The following is a 17,923-nucleotide window of genomic DNA, read 5'->3' as shown; positions in this document are numbered from 1 at the left end:
ACACCTCTCTTTAATTGTATTTGATTCGCGGATCGACTGCTGCGTACAGAAGATCGACAATAAGGTTGATTGTAACAAATATGGCCGCCACCACCAGGATCCCTGATTGGATAACAGGATAGTCACGATAACCGATGGCATCAAATATATATCTTCCGATCCCCGGCCAGCCGAAAATGGTTTCGGTCAATATAGCTCCTCCGAGCAGAAGGCCCATTTGCAGACCGATGACCGTCAGAACCGGAATGACTGCATTTTTTAATGAATGTTTATAGACAACAAGGAACATTTTCAACCCTTTTGCCCTTGCTGTACGGATGTAATCGGATCTCATGACTTCGAGCATGCTCGAGCGTGTCATCCTTGCTATGATTGCCATAGGGATGGTTGCCAGTGCAAGCCCCGGAAGGATCAAATGCCGAAGGACAGCCCCGAACTTCTGGAAGTCCCCCTGGATAAGTGTATCAAGTAAATAGAGATTTGTTATGGCATCGACCGGATTTCTAATATTTTCCCTGCCTGTGGTCGGCAGGATCTCCAATTGAATTCCAAATACCCACTGCCCCATCAATCCCAGCCAGAAAATTGGTACTGACACTCCAACCAAAGCCAGAATCATCGCTGTATAATCAAACCAGGAGTTCTGGAACCATGCACTTATAATACCAGCATTCACCCCTATGACCACGGCAATAATCATCGCTACCAGTGCCAACTCAAAGGTGGCTGCAAGATACGGCCATATTTCACTTGAAACTGCTGATTTAGTTCTTATTGATTCTCCAAGATCCCCTTGAAATAAACCTGTTAGATAATGAAAATATTGAACATACCAGGGGTTGTCCAATCCAAGCTGAGCTCTTAATGCAGCCACAGCTTCTTTGGTAGCCTGCTGACCGAGAATGGTCTGCGCCGGATCGCCGGGAATGGCCCTGATGATCATAAAAACAATGAATGTCATTCCAAAAAGCACAGGGATAAGCTGCAACAATCTGCGAATCGTATATTGAAACATTATTGGTCACCTCTTTTAGTAAGGCATTATTTCTTGCTGCCGCATACTTAGTTTAAATTTGATGAGACTGTCCTGGTCTATCCCAAGGACATCACCAAATCCATTTAATATGTACAAAAGGGAGAAATCCGAGAAATCCCCCCCTTGTTATTTCATTATTCGATTTCTACGCCGCTCAACAAGTCTGATCCAGTTGGATGCGGTTTGAAATTCTTAATCTTAGAGCTTCCTGCCAATAGCGGTGTTGAGTGAGCTAAAGGTACCCATGGAGCATCTTTGTGAATGATTTCCTGAGCCTGCTTGTAAAGCTCGGCACGTTTGTCTTCATCAACTTCTGATTGTGCTTCAATCAGGATATCATGAAGTTCATCACTGCTGTAATAAGAGTAATTGTTACTGCCGATATTATCTTTATCAAGAAGAGTATAAAGGAAGTTATCCGCATCTCCGTTATCACCTGTCCAGCCAAGAAGGAATGCATCCGCTTCACCTTTGCTGGCTTTATCCAGGTAGGTTGCCCACTCAAATGAAACGATTTTTGCTTTCACACCAATTTTGGCAAAGTCTGCCTGGATTGCTTCAGCTACCTTTTGTCCATCCGGCATGTATGGACGAGGAACCGGCATAGCCCAAAGTTCCATTTCAAATCCATCAGGGTAGCCTGCTTCTGCAAGCAACTCTTTTGCTTTATCAAGGTCAAACTCGTAAGGTTCAATATCATCGTTAAATCCATTGATTACTGACGGCATCGGGTTCTTAGCCGGATCAGCTTTCCCTTCAAAGAAAGCATCAATGATGGCTTGCTTGTTAACAGCATGGTTCAATGCCTGGCGAACTTTCGGGTTATTAAATGGTTCTCTTGTACTTGTCAATCCAAGGTATCCAACGTTCAGAGAAGGACGTTCGAATAATTGTAGATTTTCATCAGACGTAATCTTTTCCGCATCACTTGGATTGATGCCGTCTGCCAAGTCAATTTCACCTGAAATCAGAGCATTCAAACGAGCAGAGTTCTCTGGGATGGACTTGAAGATGATTTGGTCAAGTTTTGGCAGATCTTCTTGCCAATAGTCTTCATTCTTTTCAATAACAATCTTATCATTTTCTTTCCACTCAACGAATTTGAATGGACCTGTACCTGCATCCGTAGGCTGTTTCGCAAACTTGTCACCAAGTGTTTCTACAGCATCAGGACTTGCGATTGAGAATGGGCTCATCGCAAGGTTTTTCAAGAAAGGTGCTTGAGAACGATTCAATGTAATTTCTACAGTACCTTCATCTACAGCCTTGACTTCCTTGATAACATGCCCTTCATCCCCCTTGAATCCTCCAAACATGGAGCCATAGTAAGGGAATTCATCAGCAGTGCCATTCATCCAGCGTTCGAAGTTGAACACTACTGCATCAGCATTGAAGTCTGTTCCATCTTGGAATTTGACTCCTTCCTGAAGCGTGAATGTATAAGTCAAACCATCTTCGGATACTTCCCACTCTTTGGCAAGGCCAGGGTTGATTTCTGTGTCCTGCTCTCCGAATTTAACAAGTGTTTCAAAAATGTTTTTCGTTACTTTAAATGACTCCCCATCAGTGACTGTAATTGGATCCAATCCGACTGAGTCACCCCCGCGTCCAAAAATCAACGTTTTTGAAGCAGCATCGTCGCCTCCTGACCCCTCGTCGGCACCACAGCCGTAAAGCGCCGTGGAAACTGCCATAAGAAGCACTAAAATTACTGCCCAGCTCCTTCTCTTCAATTAAAATCCCCTCCATTATTTTTATATATATGCTTACGTCACTTGCTATCTTCATAGAGATGGCAAGCAACATAATGCCCTGGTAATTGTTCCTTGAATTCAGGTGTCTTACTTTTACACACATCCATCGCATGTGGGCATCTGGTGTGGAAAGCACAGCCTGCCGGCGGATTCGAAGGACTCGGTATATCTCCTTGTAAAAGGATTGTATCCCTTTCGAAAGCCGGATCAGGAATCGGTACAGCTGACAATAAAGCCTGTGTGTAAGGGTGCAGCGGTTTATCATACAGGTTTTCGCTTTCACTAAGCTCTACCATTCTACCTAAATACATAACACCCACTCTATCACTTATATGCCTGACCACCCCTAAGTCATGGGCGATAAATATGTAGGTCAGATCAAATTCTTCCTGCAGTTCCTTCATCAAGTTAAGCACTTGAGCCTGAATTGAAACATCAAGTGCAGAAACGGGTTCATCGGCAATGATCAGCTTCGGCTGTGTCATCAATGCCCTGGCAATGCCGATCCTCTGTCTCTGCCCTCCACTGAATTGATGGGGATATCTCTTGGCGTGATAGCTGCTCAAACCGACAATTTCAAGAAGTTCATGTACCTTCTTCTTTCTCTCCTTTGCCGAGCCGATTCCATGCACAATCAGCGGCTCTTCCAAAATCCTCTCAACCGTATGCCTTGGATTAAGTGAAGCGTAGGGATCCTGGAATACCATCTGGATATCCCTGCGGATCTTACGCATTTCTGCTTTTGATAGACTTGTAAGCTCTTTATCTTCAAAAGTCACCTTTCCTTCAGAGGGATCTATCAACCTCATCAGCATTCTTCCTGTGGTCGACTTCCCGCAGCCGCTTTCCCCGACAATCCCGAGAGTCTCCCCTTTTTTCACCTGAAATGAAACGCCGTCGACTGCCTTCACATGATTGACGGGCCGTCCCAAAATCCCTCCAGTGATCGGAAAATGCTTTTTGAGTCCCTCAACCTTTAACAGCGGCTCTGTCATTCGCCCTCTCCTCCTTGCTGTCATATAAAAAGCAGCGGCTTGTATGGCCTGGCCCCGTTTCATAGAGTTCCGGTGTTTCACTTACGCAGCGGTCAAACGCGTATTCGCATCTGGCCGCAAACCGGCAGCCATGTTTGATGGACCCTGGTTTCGGAACACTTCCTGGAATGGAGTAAAGCTTCTGCTTCTTAAACCGCATATCCGGAACGGATTGTATAAGTCCCTTTGTATACGGATGCTTAGGATCTTTAAAGATCTCCTCCACGGTTCCTTCTTCAACTACTTTTCCTGAATACATGACGATCAGCCTCTCACAAGTCTCAGCCACAACCCCGAGATCATGAGTAATAAGGATAACAGCTGTATTCATTTCTTTATTCAACTGGTTCATCAGCTTCAGGATCTGGGCCTGTATTGTCACATCCAATGCTGTTGTCGGTTCATCGGCAATCAATACTTTTGGGTCACATGCCATTGCCATGGCAATCATGACCCTTTGCCTCATTCCCCCTGACAATTGATGAGGATATTCATTCAACAACTCTTCAGCTCTGGGAAGCCCGACCAGCTGCATGATTTTTACAGCGTCTTTTCTTGCTTCTGCTTTACTGTTTTTTTTATGTATACGGATCGCTTCTGTCAGCTGGTTGCCTATCGTAAAGACTGGATTTAAGGAAGTCATAGGCTCCTGAAAAATCATGGCGATGTCGTTTCCACGGATTTCCCTCATTCTTCTTTCAGTTGCTTTTGTAAGGTCCTCATCTCTGAAAAGGATTTTACCCCCTGTAATTTTTCCCGGCGGGCTCGGTACCAATCCCATAATCGATAATGATGTCACGCTTTTCCCACAGCCGGATTCACCGACAATGCCTAAAATCTCTCCTTCATTCACGTGAAAGTTAACTTGATCTACTGCAGGGACTTCCCCGTCATCTGTAAAAAAGGTGGTCTGAAGTTCTTCCACTTTTAAAATAGGAGTATTTGCTGTCATCTCTATAACCCCCTAAGAAAGACTATTTAAAATTTTATAACATTTCTGAAATGTCTTGTAATTTATTATACATTGCCTCTCAAAAGAATCAATAGCCTTTAAACAATTAGTAGATAGAAAGAAATTATGTGGGTACTTTTACCTATATACACCTTCTTCTTGATAGGTGTTCCCCCTTATTGAGCCATTCTTTTGAAGGAGATGGAATTTAATAAAAGATTTTTTGACAAATATAGTGTGATTTCGCGCCTGAAACCCAAAAAAAGAGCTGGATCCTTTTGGGGTCCAACTCCTTTTTCCACCTGAAATATTCCTTTTTTATATGTGCAGGGTATATCCATATTAAACGTCCATGATAAAATTTAGTCCAAATGAAGGACCGTGATTTGTTAAAGGGTTATTGATCAAGCTGCTGAACTTGAAACAATTTATAATAATGTCCTTGTTTCTCCATCAGCTCGGCGTGAGTTCCCATCTCGGCTATTTCTCCATATTCTATGTGGATGATGCGATCTGCATGAGTAATGGTGGACAGTCTGTGCGCTACGATGAAAGTGGTTCGATCTTTGGCCAATTCCTCCATCGCTTCCTGAATGAGATGCTCACTTTCCAGATCTAGTGCAGAGGTCGCTTCATCCAGGATCAGAATCGGTGGATTCTTCAAGAATACCCTGGCAATGGCAACCCTTTGCTTTTGCCCTCCCGATAGCTTAACGCCCCGTTCGCCCACTTTTGTATCGTACCCTTGAGGCAGACTCATGATAAAGTCATGGGCATTGGCAGCTTTGGCAGCAGCAATGACCTCTTCATCAGAAGCATCCGGTTTCCCAAACAAGATGTTTTCCTTGACTGATTCACTGAATAAAATATTATCCTGGAGAACCATGCCAATATTGTTCCTCAAGCTTCTTACCTGATATTCCTTAATATTTCTGCCATCGAGTGTGATCTTACCCCTCGTGACATCATAAAACCGGGGAATCAGGCTGACGAGCGAAGATTTCCCTCCGCCGCTCATACCGACAAGCGCTACCGTTTCTCCTGCCGGGATCTTTAGGTTGATATCCCGGAGCACTTCTTCATCTTCCGTACTGTACTGAAAATGAACTCCATCAAAGACAAGTTCTCCTTTGACATTTTTGCATTCTACAGCCCCTGGCTCATCGTCGATATCATATTTCTCATCCATGAATTCAAAGACCCGGTCCATGGATGCAATCGACTGAGTAAGTGTTGTGGAAGAGTTGACAAGCCTTCTGAGGGGATTATAGAGTCTGTCGACATAAGCAATGAAAGCTGCCATTACCCCTATAGTCAGGTTATTATTGATTACTTGCAGCCCTGCATAACCGATGACAATCAACGGCGCAATATCCGTAATCGTATTAACGACAGCAAACGCCTTTGCATTCCAGCTGGTTTGTATTAATGCTTTATCCAGAAAATGGCTGTTGTGTCCCCTGAATTGCTTCTGTTCATGACCTTCCATAGCAAAACTTTTGATTACGGACATCCCCTGTACCCTTTCGTGAAGGTAACTTTGCACTTCTGCCAGCGCCTGAGAGCGGTCCCGGGTCAGTTTTCGCAGGTTGCCGAAAAAATACTTTACAGAAATGGCGTAAAACGGAAAGGCAATCAGCGACACAAGCGTCAGTCCTACATCGTATGTAAACATAATCGCAAGAGCAATAATGATGGTCGCCACATCCAGCCAGAGGTTCATCAATCCCGTAATGACGAAATTCTTTGTCTGTTCAACATCATTGATTACCCTTGAAATGACCTCTCCCGCTCTTGTGTTTGAATAATACTTAAAGCTCAGCTTCTGTGTATGGCTGAATAGTTTATCCCTTAGATCATATAAAATTTTGCTGCCTGTCCATTGAGCGAAATACTGTCTGTAATATTCAACAGGCGGGCGGACGATAACGAAAACAAAGATCATGATACCCATGATCCACAGAAGCTTTTCCGTCTTTTCCCCGCTGGAAAGTGTATCGCTTCCCACAATATTGTCTATCACATATTGAATTAATATAGGAATCAGCAAAGGTATCGCAAATTTGATGATTCCAATTAGAAGTGTGCCGATTATCTGCAGTTTATATGGTTTTACAAACTGCATAAAACGTTTTATGCTGTCCATCCATTCATCCTCCTCTCGGTATTTTTCCCTGTGAAAACAATAAAAAACCTGTTGATTACAACAGGTTTACTGCAGCATTCAGATTTTTCACCGGACAAATACTCCATTTTATTTCCTGTGATATAGATATCTTTCGTACCATACATCTATAAAGTCAGGAGCAAAAGGACCTTTTCGCTGCCTGATCCAGCGAACAAGCTTGTCTACATTTCTCTTTAAGATATGATCAATGACATCAGGATACCCCATTTGTTTTCTGTGCTGTTCATACTCGTCCTCATCAAGCAGAGTATAGGTCATATCCGGAAATACTTTGATATCAAGGTCATAATCTATGTACTTAAGTGCTTCATGATCATAAACAAAAGGTGAACTCAAATTGCAATAATAATAAATTCCATCTTCACGTATCATGCAAATAATATTAAACCAAAGCTCCGCATGAAAATAACAGATCGCCGGCTCGCGGGTGATCCATGTCCTTCCGTCCGATTCCGTCACCATCGTACGATCGTTTCCCCCGATCACAAGATTCCTGGTCCCTTTCAAAACTGTCAATTCATTCCAGACACGATGAATATTGCCATCATGCTTATAGCTATGTATTTGTATTGGTTGCCCTTCACTGGGAACCGCCATCAATCTCCCCTGCCTTCCCGCAGAATATTCCGCTAATCTGTTAAGTCTATTCTATTATTATAACGTTTTGAGAATAATTTTAAAACAAAAGAGCCATTGTTTTTGGCAATGCCTCTTTCTGGCAGATTAAACTGCAGTGATTTTCGCTGCAAGCAAACGACAAATCAGGCTGGCGGTGAATCAAAAAGCTGAAGCTGTTAGTACATATTGGAGGGACTCTTATGAGATAAAAGGATGACACAAGAGTTAATGAGCATTTCCCTTTGAATAAAAATGAACACCGAAAAATAGAGCTATGACAGAAGAAATCCAGAACCTGATTTTTCAGAGGCTGTCTGGATTCAGTAGTAAATGAACTTGTTGACATATCATGAAAAGGCGAAAACGGGCGGCTCAGCTCAGAAGGGATTGAGGGGCACTTGCATGAGGTAAGGAATCCACGAAGCGGCCAAACGATTCGATGATAGCCTATCGCAAGGAGAGAAGGTTGAAATCTAATAGCCGTACAGCCATTGGAGCTGGATTCGGAGCCGGGAAGTACCCTAGCAGATGTACCGTGAATCCGAGTTCGCAGGAAAGGAGTCCGGGGCTGGCGCTGGACGAGTGCCGCACATTCAGCCGGAGAATGTCCCTTTTCCAATTCCATCACTTTTTTTATGACATAACCACTACCCAAAACAAAAGAAGAGAACGAAATCATAATTGATTTCCTCCTCAAGTTGGTAATACTATTTCCATTTCAAGCAACAATAATGTCCCCTTGCATTTCTTCCTTTTTTGATTTCCACTCACACTAAAACTTTCTCTTCAGAATATGTCTGTATGACTTCAATGGTTTGTTCCTGAAAGATTTTCTGGATTTTCTTCAATTCTTCTTTCATTAAGGAAATTTCCTCTGTGATGGAATCAAGCTTTGATTGCTGCTGCAACTCAGCTAGTTGTGTTTCTATGGCCTGACAGCGCTCTATTTCAGCTTGCAGAAAAAGGAGCTTATCCATCGTTTCTAATTGATCGGTAATAAGTTTATTAAATTGAGACAACACCAACACCCGCTTTCTCAAAAAGTTCTTTATTATTAAATTCCCTGTCTGGATGTAAATCCCTTTGACTAGTTGTGTCGCATGAAGGGTTTGTTTGTCGGCGTAATCTGCTTCCTGGATGCCCTTTCTCCTTTCAACCGGCACTTTGAACACCCTGAACAACAAAGCCTGTTTGAACAGACGGAAAAAGACACCCTGTTACCAGCAGGGTGTCTTTTCGTAAAGGATCAAAATTAACGTTGGTTTTGACCTTTTTGAGCTTGAGATTGAGCGTTTTGTTGTCTTACTTCTTGAGCGTTTGTCTCAGAAGCAAACTCAGTTCCAAATTGCCCTTGACCTTGAGCGGATTGAGCGTTTTGTTGTCTCACTTCTTGTGCATTTGTACCAGATTGAGTTTGGTTGCGTTTTGCCATTGTAATCACCTCCACGAATGTTAATTTAACCAAGGTGGAGAATTACTATTCCAAAAAATTATATAAAAAACGATTTATTGCTTGAGACTTGTTCCAGTCCCCTTATACTAATAGTGAACGGCCGCCATCCACAATGATTGTTTGCCCGCGAATCATTGAAGCATCGTCTGAAACAAGGAACATGGCAACATTTACAAGGTCCTCGATTTCAACCATTCTGCCGGCAGGTGTCTTAGTACGTGCATCCTCCAGCAATTCTTCCCTGTTTGGAAAATGAGTCAATGCATCTGTATCGATCGCCCCGCCTGAAACGGCATTGACAACGATATTTTCCTTTGAAAGCTCCACTGCCAGATAACGGGTCAGTGCCTCGACTGCCGCTTTTGACACGCCGACGGTTGTATAATTATCCAGATAACGGATGGAACCCAGGGAACTGATGCTGACGATTCTCCCGCCTGACTCCTTGTCCATTAATTTGGCAGCTTCCTGAGCGCAGAACAGAAGGGCTTTGCTGTTGATATTCATTGTCCAATCCCAGTGGGACTCTTCAAGCTCCATTGCCGGTCTTAGTACACCTGATGCAGCATTGTTGATAAATACATCGAGCCTTCCAAACTCATCTTTGATAGTCTGGAACATACCCTTGATTTTTTCTACGTCTCCAACGTTTGCTCTGACAATCAATGCTTTTCTGCCAAGCTTTTCGATTTCTTCAGCTGTTTCCAATGCAGCTTTCTTACTCCTTGCATAGTTTACAACAATGTCATAGCCTGCCTGGGCCAGCCTTAAAGCTAATGCTTTTCCGACCCCTCTGCTGCTTCCTGTTACTAATGCTACCTTATTTACCATTTTACATTGCCCCTTTCCTAATCATCTTCATTTTAGCTTTTAAAAGCATAATCAACAACGTTTACAGAAAAACTATAATTAATCATGTTAAGGAGGAAAATCGATATGTACGTTGGCAGAGATATGACAGAGCTTTCCATGATGCCTAAAACAGAATGGGACAAAAGCGAACTTGCTTTTTTCCACCATTCCCTGCAGCAAATGGTCCCCTACCTGAATGCTGAGGGGCAGACAATCCATCGGGAAATCATAGAAGAAATCGAAAGCCGCGGCGGTCTAAAGCGTAATGAAGCAGATGCATCCCATGGAACTAAGCTTACCTATGATTGATAAAATGAAGCTGCCTTGGAATTAATCCTTCAGGCAGCTTTCTTTATAGCTTTTCCAAATTTTTTGATGGGAGACAGGAAATGCAAACCGAGCAAGGTTTTCTTCATCGACAACCTTTAGATCTTCTGTCATTTCACTGGAATCTTTAACGCGGCCCGCAAAAACATCGATATTCCAGACCAAGTGGGAAAATACATGCTCGATTTTCGTCAATAGGCCATGCTCGATGCTTGCCTCAACATTATATTCCAACCGCAATAACTCTTCCATTTGCTTCCGATGGGAACCAAATGAATCGAGCTCGAAATTGGGAAATTCCCAAAGGTTGGCCAGGAGTCCCTTTGATGGCCGCTTATGAATTAAATAGCTGCCATCTTCAGTCTTTAGGACTACTGCTCCCATTTGCAGCTTTCTAACACTTTTTTTCTTGGTTTTAACCGGAAGCGTGTCCTGGACACCTTCATGGAAAGCGCCGCAATGCTCCCTGACAGGACACAGCAGACATTTAGGTGAGGTGGGCGTACAGATCAATGCCCCCAGTTCCATCATTGCCTGATTGAAATAAGATGGATTATCATGCGAGATAAGTTCCCGGACTGCGCTTTCAAATACTTTTCTGGAAGAAGGCTTCGCTATGTCTTCCCAGATCAACAGGATCCTTGAAAGCACCCTCATGACATTTCCATCAACTGCCGGTTCTGGTCTTCCATAGGCAATACTTAAGATTGCCCCGGCGGTATAAGGGCCGACGCCTTTAAGTTTGGCTATTTCTTTTGGTTCGGAAGGCACGACACCGGCATAAGTATCCCGGACCTCTTTGACAGCTGTTTGAAGGTTCCGTGCTCTGGAATAATACCCAAGGCCCTCCCAAGCTTTCAGTACGTCTTCTTCGTCAGCTGAGGCAAGAGCTTCAATTGTGGGAAACTTACTGATAAAATTAAGGAAATAAGGAATGACGGTATCTACCCTGGTCTGCTGGAGCATAATTTCCGACACCCAGACCTTATAAGGGTCACTATCTTCTCTCCAGGGAAGCAGCCGCTGTTCAGCAGTGAACCAATCAAGCAGATCCTTCCTGAATGTTTCGATGTCAATTTCTTCTATATGTGCTAAAGACTTACTTTCCACTTTTGTACCTCCAAGATGTTAAACCTTCACTTATTGAGGGAATATAATAATAAAGCTCTTCTCTGACATCTTTTGCTATTGCTTTAATGCAAAACAATCCATTTTATTAAGGCCGCCGGATATGCATTCATCCAGCATGCCGAACACTGAATGCTGACGGGATGTCCTCAGTTTTTTCAATGCATGATAATGAGATTCCGTCGGCAGGGTAATGATTTCCAAAAAGGAAGTCGTGCTGCCGGAAAAGGGCATCCACTGGACATCGGTAGCCTCATAATGGTTCAGGCACCGAAGGATATCCTTCATTAGTTGTTGATACTTCTCAATGGAAGGTTCTTTGATTTCGTACTGAATATACATTTGAAGTGAATGATTCATTGAAATAATCTCCTTTTATACCATATCATTTTCGCCAATGAAAACAAGACCTATGTGATTGGAATTATTACTCAAAAAATTTTTCCGGCAATACCTTTTAAAGGAGGATTAACCTTGGATACAGGTACTCATATTGTAATGGGGTTCGCTATTGGCGGTCTGGCTGCACTCGACCCCGTGGTGGCGGACAGCGCCGCAACCTCGCAAAGTGTTTTGATCGGTGCTATCATCGGCTCACAGATTCCCGATATTGACACCGTACTTAAATTGAGAAATAATGCCGTCTATATCCGTAATCACCGCGGAATTACACATTCCATACCAGCGGTGCTGATATGGCCGCTTCTCATATTGGCAGTCCTCTATCCATTTTATCCAGAGGCAAATCTGCTGCACTTATGGATTTGGACATTTCTCGCCGTTTTCCTTCATGTATTTGTCGACATATTCAACGCCTATGGTACGCAGGCTATCAGGCCGTTTTCGTCGAAATGGGTCGCTTTGGGGGTCATCAATACCTTTGATCCGATTATTTTCGGCATTCATATCATCGGGTTGATTTTATGGGGATTTGGCTTTGAACCAGGGCCAACCTTTCTTTTCATGTATATGATCATCACGTTGTATTACTTCCTGAGATTCTTTGTACAGAATGCTGTTAAATCAGCAGTAAGGAAAAAAATCCCGGATGCAGAAAAAATCATTGTCTCTTCCACTATCCGTTTTTATCAATGGAGGCTGGCCATCATAACAAAGGAATTCTTTTATGTGGCCAGGGCATACGGCAGTTCTATCACTTTCTTTGAGAAGTATAAACGGATTCCTGTCCCGGATAACCCTGTTATCAACGCGGCGAAAAAAGACAAAAACCTGTCTGCCTTCTTATCCTTCTCTCCTGTGTACAGATGGGAGATAGAAGAATTTGAAGATGATGGATATGAAGTCCGATTCATTGATTTAAGGTATCGAAGCAACGGCCATTATCCTTTTGTTGCTGTTGTAAAGCTGGACGACAATTTAGAAATCGAAAGCTCCTATACAGGCTGGATTTACAGTGAAGAAAAATTAAGGAAGAAACTTGAGATCATCCCTGATTAAATCCAGCTATTCAAAGAAGGTGCCGTTTTGCGGCACCTTCTTTAATGACTGACATCACCTTCATCTTCAAGCATATGACTGTATTTGGGATTCCTTGAGGCAAACTCATGCAGTCTACCCCCATAACTGTCTATCCATTGTTTCACCAGGCGGCCTGCCATATCTTTACCCAAATATTCTCCCCGTGCTTTGGCATACGTCGTTTCAAAGTCTTCCCAAAGTAATTCCACCCATGTTCTTGCCCTTGCATAAGTCAGGTTTGCATTCTTCTCCAGTAAATCCTTTGTTAACTCCTCTTGAAAAGTATCCATTTTTTCAATCCTCCATTCCCAATATTTAAAATGATAACTGTTCTGTTTTAGCTCCATACTATAAGTACGCAGTCAGCAGACCCCCTTATGGGATTTGCTTTTTGCTAGGTGACCATCCATTATTCTCGGGAGGAATACGATGCGAAATAAAGAAAGAGGCTTCCCTAACCAGAATAACAACAAATTTGAAGGTGAACCGCGGGCTAAGCCGGAATATGCCTCCAAACGGGCTGATGGAACCATCAATACTCACCCCCAGGAACGCATGGCAGCATCCAATCAGCGTGAAAGTGATACTATTTAATTTCTCAAGTCAAGCCATCATTAAGGAGGCGGTTGTTTTGGGTATGGGAAAAAAGAACAACTCAAATAAATTTGATGATAATTATGTGAGTCCTTTCAATCAGGCTTTCTATAACGCCAAACACGCACACTCACAGGCTAATGGACAAACCGTTCAGACTCAAGACTTGATTATCCTGAAAAGACAGACCCGGAATAGAGCGTAAAAATAAATGGAAACAAGGCTGGTAACAGTGCCCCTTGTTTCCATTTTTTCATTTATTATCGCTTTTGATTCAGCATCGAAATCGGCAAGGCTTCCTCCTGGCCCGATCCACCAAGACGATATCCCCAAGCAAAGACACCGTTCATATAATCGATTTTAAAATACACACCGGGATCCCCTTCTATCCCATAAATCTCACCGGGCTTGAAGTCGTTTGGACTCAGCAGATAGGCCTGCGCCATCAGTGCCTTCCTTTCCAAAACGGCAAATTCGTTTACCATCCCCAGTTGTTCCGCTTTTCTGGCTTTCTCCTTTAATTGTGCAATTTCTTGTTTTAATTCATATTCATTCAATTCACTATATCTGTTTCCTTTCTCCACACAGCTCACTCCATTCCCTTTTATTATAAAAAAAATGAATGGATAAATAAAGGTTGGTTTAATCTGGCTCCTAGAGGAAAAAATATAAAAAACACTCGTTGGATGATGCCGGTCTCGCAATTGCACTATAATTAAGGTACTATCTGCTAGTGATGGCTCCCTGCAAAATTAGCAACTTAAGACTAGTTTTGAACGTAAAACATTGTTATGTTGTCTCTTGAACGCTTGGTAAGACCAACTTTAAACGCAATACTAGATCTGGGTGTCCCATGAACGCTTCATAAGACCAACTTTGAAACGTAATACTAGATCTGGGTGTCCCATGAGCGCTTCATAAGACCAACTTTGAACGCCGAAACTAGATCTGGGGGGCTCATGAGCGCTTCATAAGACCACTTTTGAACACCAAACAAGATCTGGGTGTCTCATGAACGCTTCATAAGACCAACTTTAAACGCCGAAACTAGATCAGGAGGCTCATGAGCGCTTCATAAGACCAACTTTGAACGCAATACTAGATCTGGGTGTCTCATGAACGCTTCATAAGACCAACTTTAAACGCAATACTAGATCTGGGTGTCCCATGAACGCTTCATAAGACCAACTTTAAACGCATAATAAATAAAGGATAAGCCACAGGGAGTTGCTATTCAAAAGGATTCAAGAAAACAACATAGCAGCCATAGCTGCGGTACAGGAGGATTACATATGAAAACAGCAGTGATTTCGGGAGGAGGCTCGGGCCTTGGCAGGGAGCTTGCAAAAGTGTACAGCAATGAGGGATATCATATCCTTCTTCTTGGAAGGACGGAGGAAAAACTCGAGTCAGTCAAAGAGGAAATCATAACGGATGGCGGCACAGCTTCCTATATGACTTTGGATATTGCATCCTCAGAAGAGGTACAGATGATCAGTAAAGCCATAAAAGACAAGCATGATATTCAGCTTCTGATCAATAATGCAGGTATCGGAATCTTTGGTCCCTTCCTGCATTCTTCCTTTGAAGAGATGGACAAAATGCTTTCTGTCAACTTTTTAGGCACAGTCTATTTAACAAAAGCACTCTTGCCATCCATGGTTGATAGGGATTCCGGAACCATTATCAATATCATTTCCACGGCCGGGCTTCGCGGGAAGAGGAATGAATCCTATTATGCTGCCAGCAAGTTTGCCTTGAGAGGGTTCGCTGAAAGCCTGCAGAAGGAGTTTGAGGAAACTGGCATCGAGATCATCAATGCTTATATGGGCGGCATGAATACGCCTTTTTGGGAAAAATCCGAACATGTCAACGATCCAAGCAGACTGCGGTCTCCGCGGGAAGTGGCTGAGATCATTTATGAAGAAAGCAAGACGTCAGCCGATATCATCATTGAGTCAAAAAATAAATAAACTCTAATACGTTAAAGCGCTAAAAGGGACAGTCCCTCTTAGCACTTTAATAGGTTAAAGGTTGCAGATTGAGACAGCTAGTCTTCCTCGTTCAGCTTTTCAATTGCCTGTTCAATTTCTTCCATTGAAAAACCTTTACGGAATAAATTCTGTTTCATTCTCATTTGGTAGTCATAGCCGGTATATTTTGATTTTAAGCGGTTATGGGCTTTTCTTGCATGGATGAGGACCGCTGCGAGCTTTTCATCTTCAGATTTCTCATTATCTGTTTCTTCCCATGCCAGGTTTATGATAGAAAAGGAATACCCTTTTCGAACTAAATTCTGCTCTGTCTTCTGCTTGGCGACAATGAGGGAATCTCTTTTATACTTTTTAAACAGTTTGTTCGTTAGAGCTATTGCCTTCTCCAATTGAATCTCTTGAGTAAACACTGTTAATGCTCCATCGATCAATGGCTTGTCCACCCCTTTTTCGGCGAGCTCTCTCTCAACTGCTCCAGGTCCTTTATCCGATGTATTGATTTGTGTGTTTACATATGCTTTTGCAAACTCGCTGTCATCCAAGTATTTGTATTTAGTTAATTTTAGGATCACCTCTCCTATCACAGCTTCTTCAACTTCTTTTTTCTTAAGGTGATCCTGGACTTCTTTTTCTGTTCTCATGCGGAAAGACAAATAATGTATGGCGGAGTTGAAAGCTTTTCGAATGTCGTCTTCATAGCCTATTTCGGCTATGGCAAGTTCGTCGATTTCCTGCCCCTTACCCAGCTGAAACCTGGCAAGGATCTCTTCATCGACACTGAAAGAGTACTCCCCATCAATGAATATGTTGTATCTCTCATCATTTTTCACTTGTTTCGTTATCTTTGTTATGAATCCCACGTTCAACACCTCCTTATTAATGTAACACATCGAAAATGTTTTTTATTATCAGGAGGGGTAAAATAATAAGAAAAGCATAATCGCTCTGGACATCGGCATACAGATGGAATGCTGACCTAAAGAATGGCCTTGCGATCCGATGAGGACTCATGGCAAACAGGAAGTTTAAAATACGCTGGCAGCTTGATCGCCGGATCTAAGATTACTGCATATAAAAAAGGAGGTATAAGGATGAAGGCAGTCATATCAGGGGGAACAGGATTCGTCGGGAGTGCACTGACTGAAGAACTCGTTGCCAATGGATATGAGGTATCGATTTTAACGAGGAACCCGGACAAACACCAAAGCAGGCAAAACATAACATTTATCCAGTGGTTAACGGATGGGGCTCAACCAGAAAAAGAAGTGGAAGGCAGTGACATCTTCATTAACCTCGCCGGCGAGTCGATTAACAGCGGCCGCTGGACGGATGACCGCAAGAAAAGCATTTTGCAAAGTCGGATTGATGCCACGCAAGAGATGATCAGGATTTTGGAAAACGTCGAACAAAAACCATCGGTCTTCATTAATGCCAGTGCTATCGGGATATATGAAGCTTCCGAAACTAAGGCCCATACTGAAAATTCAATGGATACGAGCACTGACTTCCTTGCTGAAACAGTAAAAAGATGGGAGGCGGAAGCAAGCAAGGCGAAAGGATACGGGGTGAGAACAGCCTTTACCCGCTTCGGAATCATTCTGGGGAAAGAAGAAGGCGCTCTCCCCAAAATGGCCCTTCCTTATAAGTTGTTTGTCGGAGGCACAGTCGGATCGGGCAAACAGTGGATGTCGTGGGTACACATCAAGGATGTTGCCGGAGCTATCAGGTTTGTCATTGAAAACCGGCATATTGAAGGTCCAGTCAATGTCACATCTCCTTTCCCTGCGACGATGAAGGAGCTTGGCAAGACCCTGGGAAACGTACTGAACAGGCCACATTGGATGCCCGCCCCTGCCTTTGCGCTCAAAGCAGTTCTTGGTGATATGAGTACCTTGATCCTTGAAGGGCAGAAGGTGATTCCTTCTGTACTGACGGAAAACGAATATTCTTTCAGATACCCTCACCTTAAAGAAGCATTGGCTGAGATTTATCGAAGTTAAAGTATGAATTCTCAAATGATAGGAAAAAATAGGCATATACTCATTTGAGAAAGGATGGTCCCTGTGGAGAAAAAGCGTCAAGAAAAAACGAAATCAGCCCTCTCTTCCATGCAGGAAGTAACGTATTCACGTGAATTCAAACGTGCTGACAGAGCTGGCGGCTATACTCAGAAAAAAAGGTAACTCATTTTATACACTGCTGTCTGTATCAAAAAATACCTCTTTTAAAAACAAGTCCAAGGCTAATACTAAAGGAGCGAAAACATTTTTGTTTTTGCTCCTTTATCTTTTCATTTGAAAGGGGACGGTTGTAATGGGCAGATCTCATGGACATAAGACACGTGATAAAAATAAAAATAATCTTCCACAGGTTCCGAAAAACATGAAATCTGATGGCATAGACGAAGAATTCTCACGCGAACTTGCCGATCAAGAGGATATGGAAGCACAGGCGCGTTCAAATGCGGCTAACCAGCGACAGCGTGTAGTAAATCGCAACAAACGATAAGAAATA

General features: G+C 42.9%; 22 protein-coding genes. 8 read left to right on the top strand and 14 right to left on the bottom strand.

Annotation, left to right across the window (positions count from 1 at the left end; genetic code table 11):
• Window positions 1-10: 10 nt before the first annotated feature.
• The 9 genes from AC4E8A_RS05355 to fabL form a co-directional block, all read right to left on the bottom strand.
• On the bottom strand, window positions 11-1,015 hold the full coding sequence (locus AC4E8A_RS05355) for an ABC transporter permease (protein ID WP_490197264.1): 1,005 nt from the start codon (window positions 1,013-1,015) through the stop codon (window positions 11-13).
• Between the two features lie 155 nt (window positions 1,016-1,170).
• Window positions 1,171-2,769 (bottom strand): ABC transporter substrate-binding protein, encoded by a 1,599-nt coding sequence (locus AC4E8A_RS05350; RefSeq protein ID WP_490197263.1) that lies wholly within the window; start codon window positions 2,767-2,769, stop codon window positions 1,171-1,173.
• 38 nt (window positions 2,770-2,807) lie between these two features.
• On the bottom strand, window positions 2,808-3,785 hold the full coding sequence (locus AC4E8A_RS05345) for an ABC transporter ATP-binding protein (RefSeq protein WP_490197262.1): 978 nt from the start codon (window positions 3,783-3,785) through the stop codon (window positions 2,808-2,810).
• Window positions 3,760-4,776 (bottom strand): ABC transporter ATP-binding protein, encoded by a 1,017-nt coding sequence (locus AC4E8A_RS05340; protein WP_490197261.1) that lies wholly within the window; start codon window positions 4,774-4,776, stop codon window positions 3,760-3,762. Before AC4E8A_RS05340 ends, AC4E8A_RS05345 begins: the two co-directional genes overlap by 26 nt.
• Window positions 4,777-5,173: 397 nt before the next feature.
• A complete protein-coding gene (locus AC4E8A_RS05335; protein ID WP_490197260.1) occupies window positions 5,174-6,922 on the bottom strand; it encodes an ABC transporter ATP-binding protein in 1,749 nt (582 codons plus the stop codon).
• 108 nt (window positions 6,923-7,030) lie between these two features.
• Window positions 7,031-7,561, bottom strand: coding sequence for a nucleoside tri-diphosphate phosphatase (gene ntdP, locus AC4E8A_RS05330; RefSeq protein WP_119547571.1), 531 nt, complete (start codon window positions 7,559-7,561; stop codon window positions 7,031-7,033).
• 788 nt (window positions 7,562-8,349) lie between these two features.
• The gene (locus AC4E8A_RS05325; RefSeq protein ID WP_490197259.1) at window positions 8,350-8,745 is read right to left on the bottom strand and encodes a YgaB family protein; all 396 of its coding nucleotides are present in this window, start codon (window positions 8,743-8,745) and stop codon (window positions 8,350-8,352) included.
• 89 nt (window positions 8,746-8,834) lie between these two features.
• Window positions 8,835-9,014: a gamma-type small acid-soluble spore protein gene (locus AC4E8A_RS05320; RefSeq protein ID WP_490197258.1), complete on the bottom strand. Its 180-nt coding sequence runs from the start codon at window positions 9,012-9,014 to the stop codon at window positions 8,835-8,837.
• Window positions 9,015-9,116: 102 nt separating this feature from the next.
• Window positions 9,117-9,866 (bottom strand): enoyl-[acyl-carrier-protein] reductase FabL, encoded by a 750-nt coding sequence (gene fabL, locus AC4E8A_RS05315; protein WP_490197257.1) that lies wholly within the window; start codon window positions 9,864-9,866, stop codon window positions 9,117-9,119.
• 105 nt (window positions 9,867-9,971) lie between these two features.
• On the opposite strand from fabL, the gene AC4E8A_RS05310 reads away from it, so the two are divergent.
• On the top strand, window positions 9,972-10,196 hold the full coding sequence (locus tag AC4E8A_RS05310; RefSeq protein ID WP_490197256.1) for a hypothetical protein: 225 nt from the start codon (window positions 9,972-9,974) through the stop codon (window positions 10,194-10,196).
• A 21-nt stretch (window positions 10,197-10,217) separates the two neighbouring features.
• Here the strand turns inward: AC4E8A_RS05310 and mutY are convergent, their stop codons facing one another.
• Together mutY and AC4E8A_RS05300 are read right to left on the bottom strand one after the other, a co-directional pair.
• The gene (mutY, locus tag AC4E8A_RS05305; RefSeq protein WP_490197255.1) at window positions 10,218-11,324 is read right to left on the bottom strand and encodes an A/G-specific adenine glycosylase; all 1,107 of its coding nucleotides are present in this window, start codon (window positions 11,322-11,324) and stop codon (window positions 10,218-10,220) included.
• A 75-nt stretch (window positions 11,325-11,399) separates the two neighbouring features.
• Window positions 11,400-11,702: a hypothetical protein gene (locus AC4E8A_RS05300; protein WP_490197254.1), complete on the bottom strand. Its 303-nt coding sequence runs from the start codon at window positions 11,700-11,702 to the stop codon at window positions 11,400-11,402.
• Between the two features lie 114 nt (window positions 11,703-11,816).
• Here AC4E8A_RS05300 and AC4E8A_RS05295 point away from each other — a divergent pair, with 114 nt between their 5' ends.
• A complete protein-coding gene (locus AC4E8A_RS05295; protein WP_490197253.1) occupies window positions 11,817-12,800 on the top strand; it encodes a metal-dependent hydrolase in 984 nt (327 codons plus the stop codon).
• A gap of 41 nt (window positions 12,801-12,841) precedes the next feature.
• Here AC4E8A_RS05295 and AC4E8A_RS05290 read toward each other — a convergent pair whose 3' ends face one another.
• Window positions 12,842-13,111: a YfhJ family protein gene (locus AC4E8A_RS05290; RefSeq protein ID WP_490197252.1), complete on the bottom strand. Its 270-nt coding sequence runs from the start codon at window positions 13,109-13,111 to the stop codon at window positions 12,842-12,844.
• Between the two features lie 139 nt (window positions 13,112-13,250).
• Between AC4E8A_RS05290 and AC4E8A_RS05285 the strand changes: the two genes are divergently transcribed.
• Both AC4E8A_RS05285 and AC4E8A_RS05280 read left to right on the top strand, forming a co-directional pair.
• Window positions 13,251-13,415, top strand: coding sequence for a small, acid-soluble spore protein K (locus tag AC4E8A_RS05285; RefSeq protein WP_490197251.1), 165 nt, complete (start codon window positions 13,251-13,253; stop codon window positions 13,413-13,415).
• Complete coding sequence (locus tag AC4E8A_RS05280) at window positions 13,345-13,620, top strand: YpzG family protein (protein ID WP_490197250.1); 276 nt, start codon at window positions 13,345-13,347, stop codon at window positions 13,618-13,620. The genes AC4E8A_RS05285 and AC4E8A_RS05280 overlap by 71 nt, the downstream gene beginning before the upstream one ends.
• A 55-nt stretch (window positions 13,621-13,675) precedes the next feature.
• Here the strand turns inward: AC4E8A_RS05280 and AC4E8A_RS05275 are convergent, their stop codons facing one another.
• Complete coding sequence (locus tag AC4E8A_RS05275; RefSeq protein ID WP_490197249.1) at window positions 13,676-13,999, bottom strand: YfhH family protein; 324 nt, start codon at window positions 13,997-13,999, stop codon at window positions 13,676-13,678.
• A 708-nt stretch (window positions 14,000-14,707) separates the two neighbouring features.
• Between AC4E8A_RS05275 and AC4E8A_RS05270 the strand changes: the two genes are divergently transcribed.
• The gene (locus AC4E8A_RS05270) at window positions 14,708-15,388 is read left to right on the top strand and encodes an SDR family NAD(P)-dependent oxidoreductase (protein WP_490197248.1); all 681 of its coding nucleotides are present in this window, start codon (window positions 14,708-14,710) and stop codon (window positions 15,386-15,388) included.
• A 77-nt stretch (window positions 15,389-15,465) separates the two neighbouring features.
• Here AC4E8A_RS05270 and recX read toward each other — a convergent pair whose 3' ends face one another.
• Window positions 15,466-16,269, bottom strand: a complete 804-nt coding sequence (recX, locus tag AC4E8A_RS05265) for a recombination regulator RecX (protein ID WP_490197247.1) — start codon at window positions 16,267-16,269, stop codon at window positions 15,466-15,468.
• A 231-nt stretch (window positions 16,270-16,500) separates the two neighbouring features.
• On the opposite strand from recX, the gene AC4E8A_RS05260 reads away from it, so the two are divergent.
• The 3 genes from AC4E8A_RS05260 to AC4E8A_RS05250 all read left to right on the top strand — a co-directional run bounded on the left by AC4E8A_RS05260 (window position 16,501) and on the right by AC4E8A_RS05250 (window position 17,917).
• Complete coding sequence (locus AC4E8A_RS05260; RefSeq protein ID WP_490197246.1) at window positions 16,501-17,409, top strand: TIGR01777 family oxidoreductase; 909 nt, start codon at window positions 16,501-16,503, stop codon at window positions 17,407-17,409.
• A gap of 54 nt (window positions 17,410-17,463) precedes the next feature.
• On the top strand, window positions 17,464-17,592 hold the full coding sequence (locus AC4E8A_RS05255; RefSeq protein ID WP_490197245.1) for a YfhE family protein: 129 nt from the start codon (window positions 17,464-17,466) through the stop codon (window positions 17,590-17,592).
• Window positions 17,593-17,722: 130 nt separating this feature from the next.
• On the top strand, window positions 17,723-17,917 hold the full coding sequence (locus AC4E8A_RS05250) for a YfhD family protein (protein WP_490197244.1): 195 nt from the start codon (window positions 17,723-17,725) through the stop codon (window positions 17,915-17,917).
• Window positions 17,918-17,923 lie beyond the last annotated feature (6 nt).

The organism is Bacillus sp. SRL337, assembly GCF_984799155.1.
Note: the sequence above shows the minus strand (reverse complement) of the source record. Positions and strands in the feature narration are given on the sequence as shown.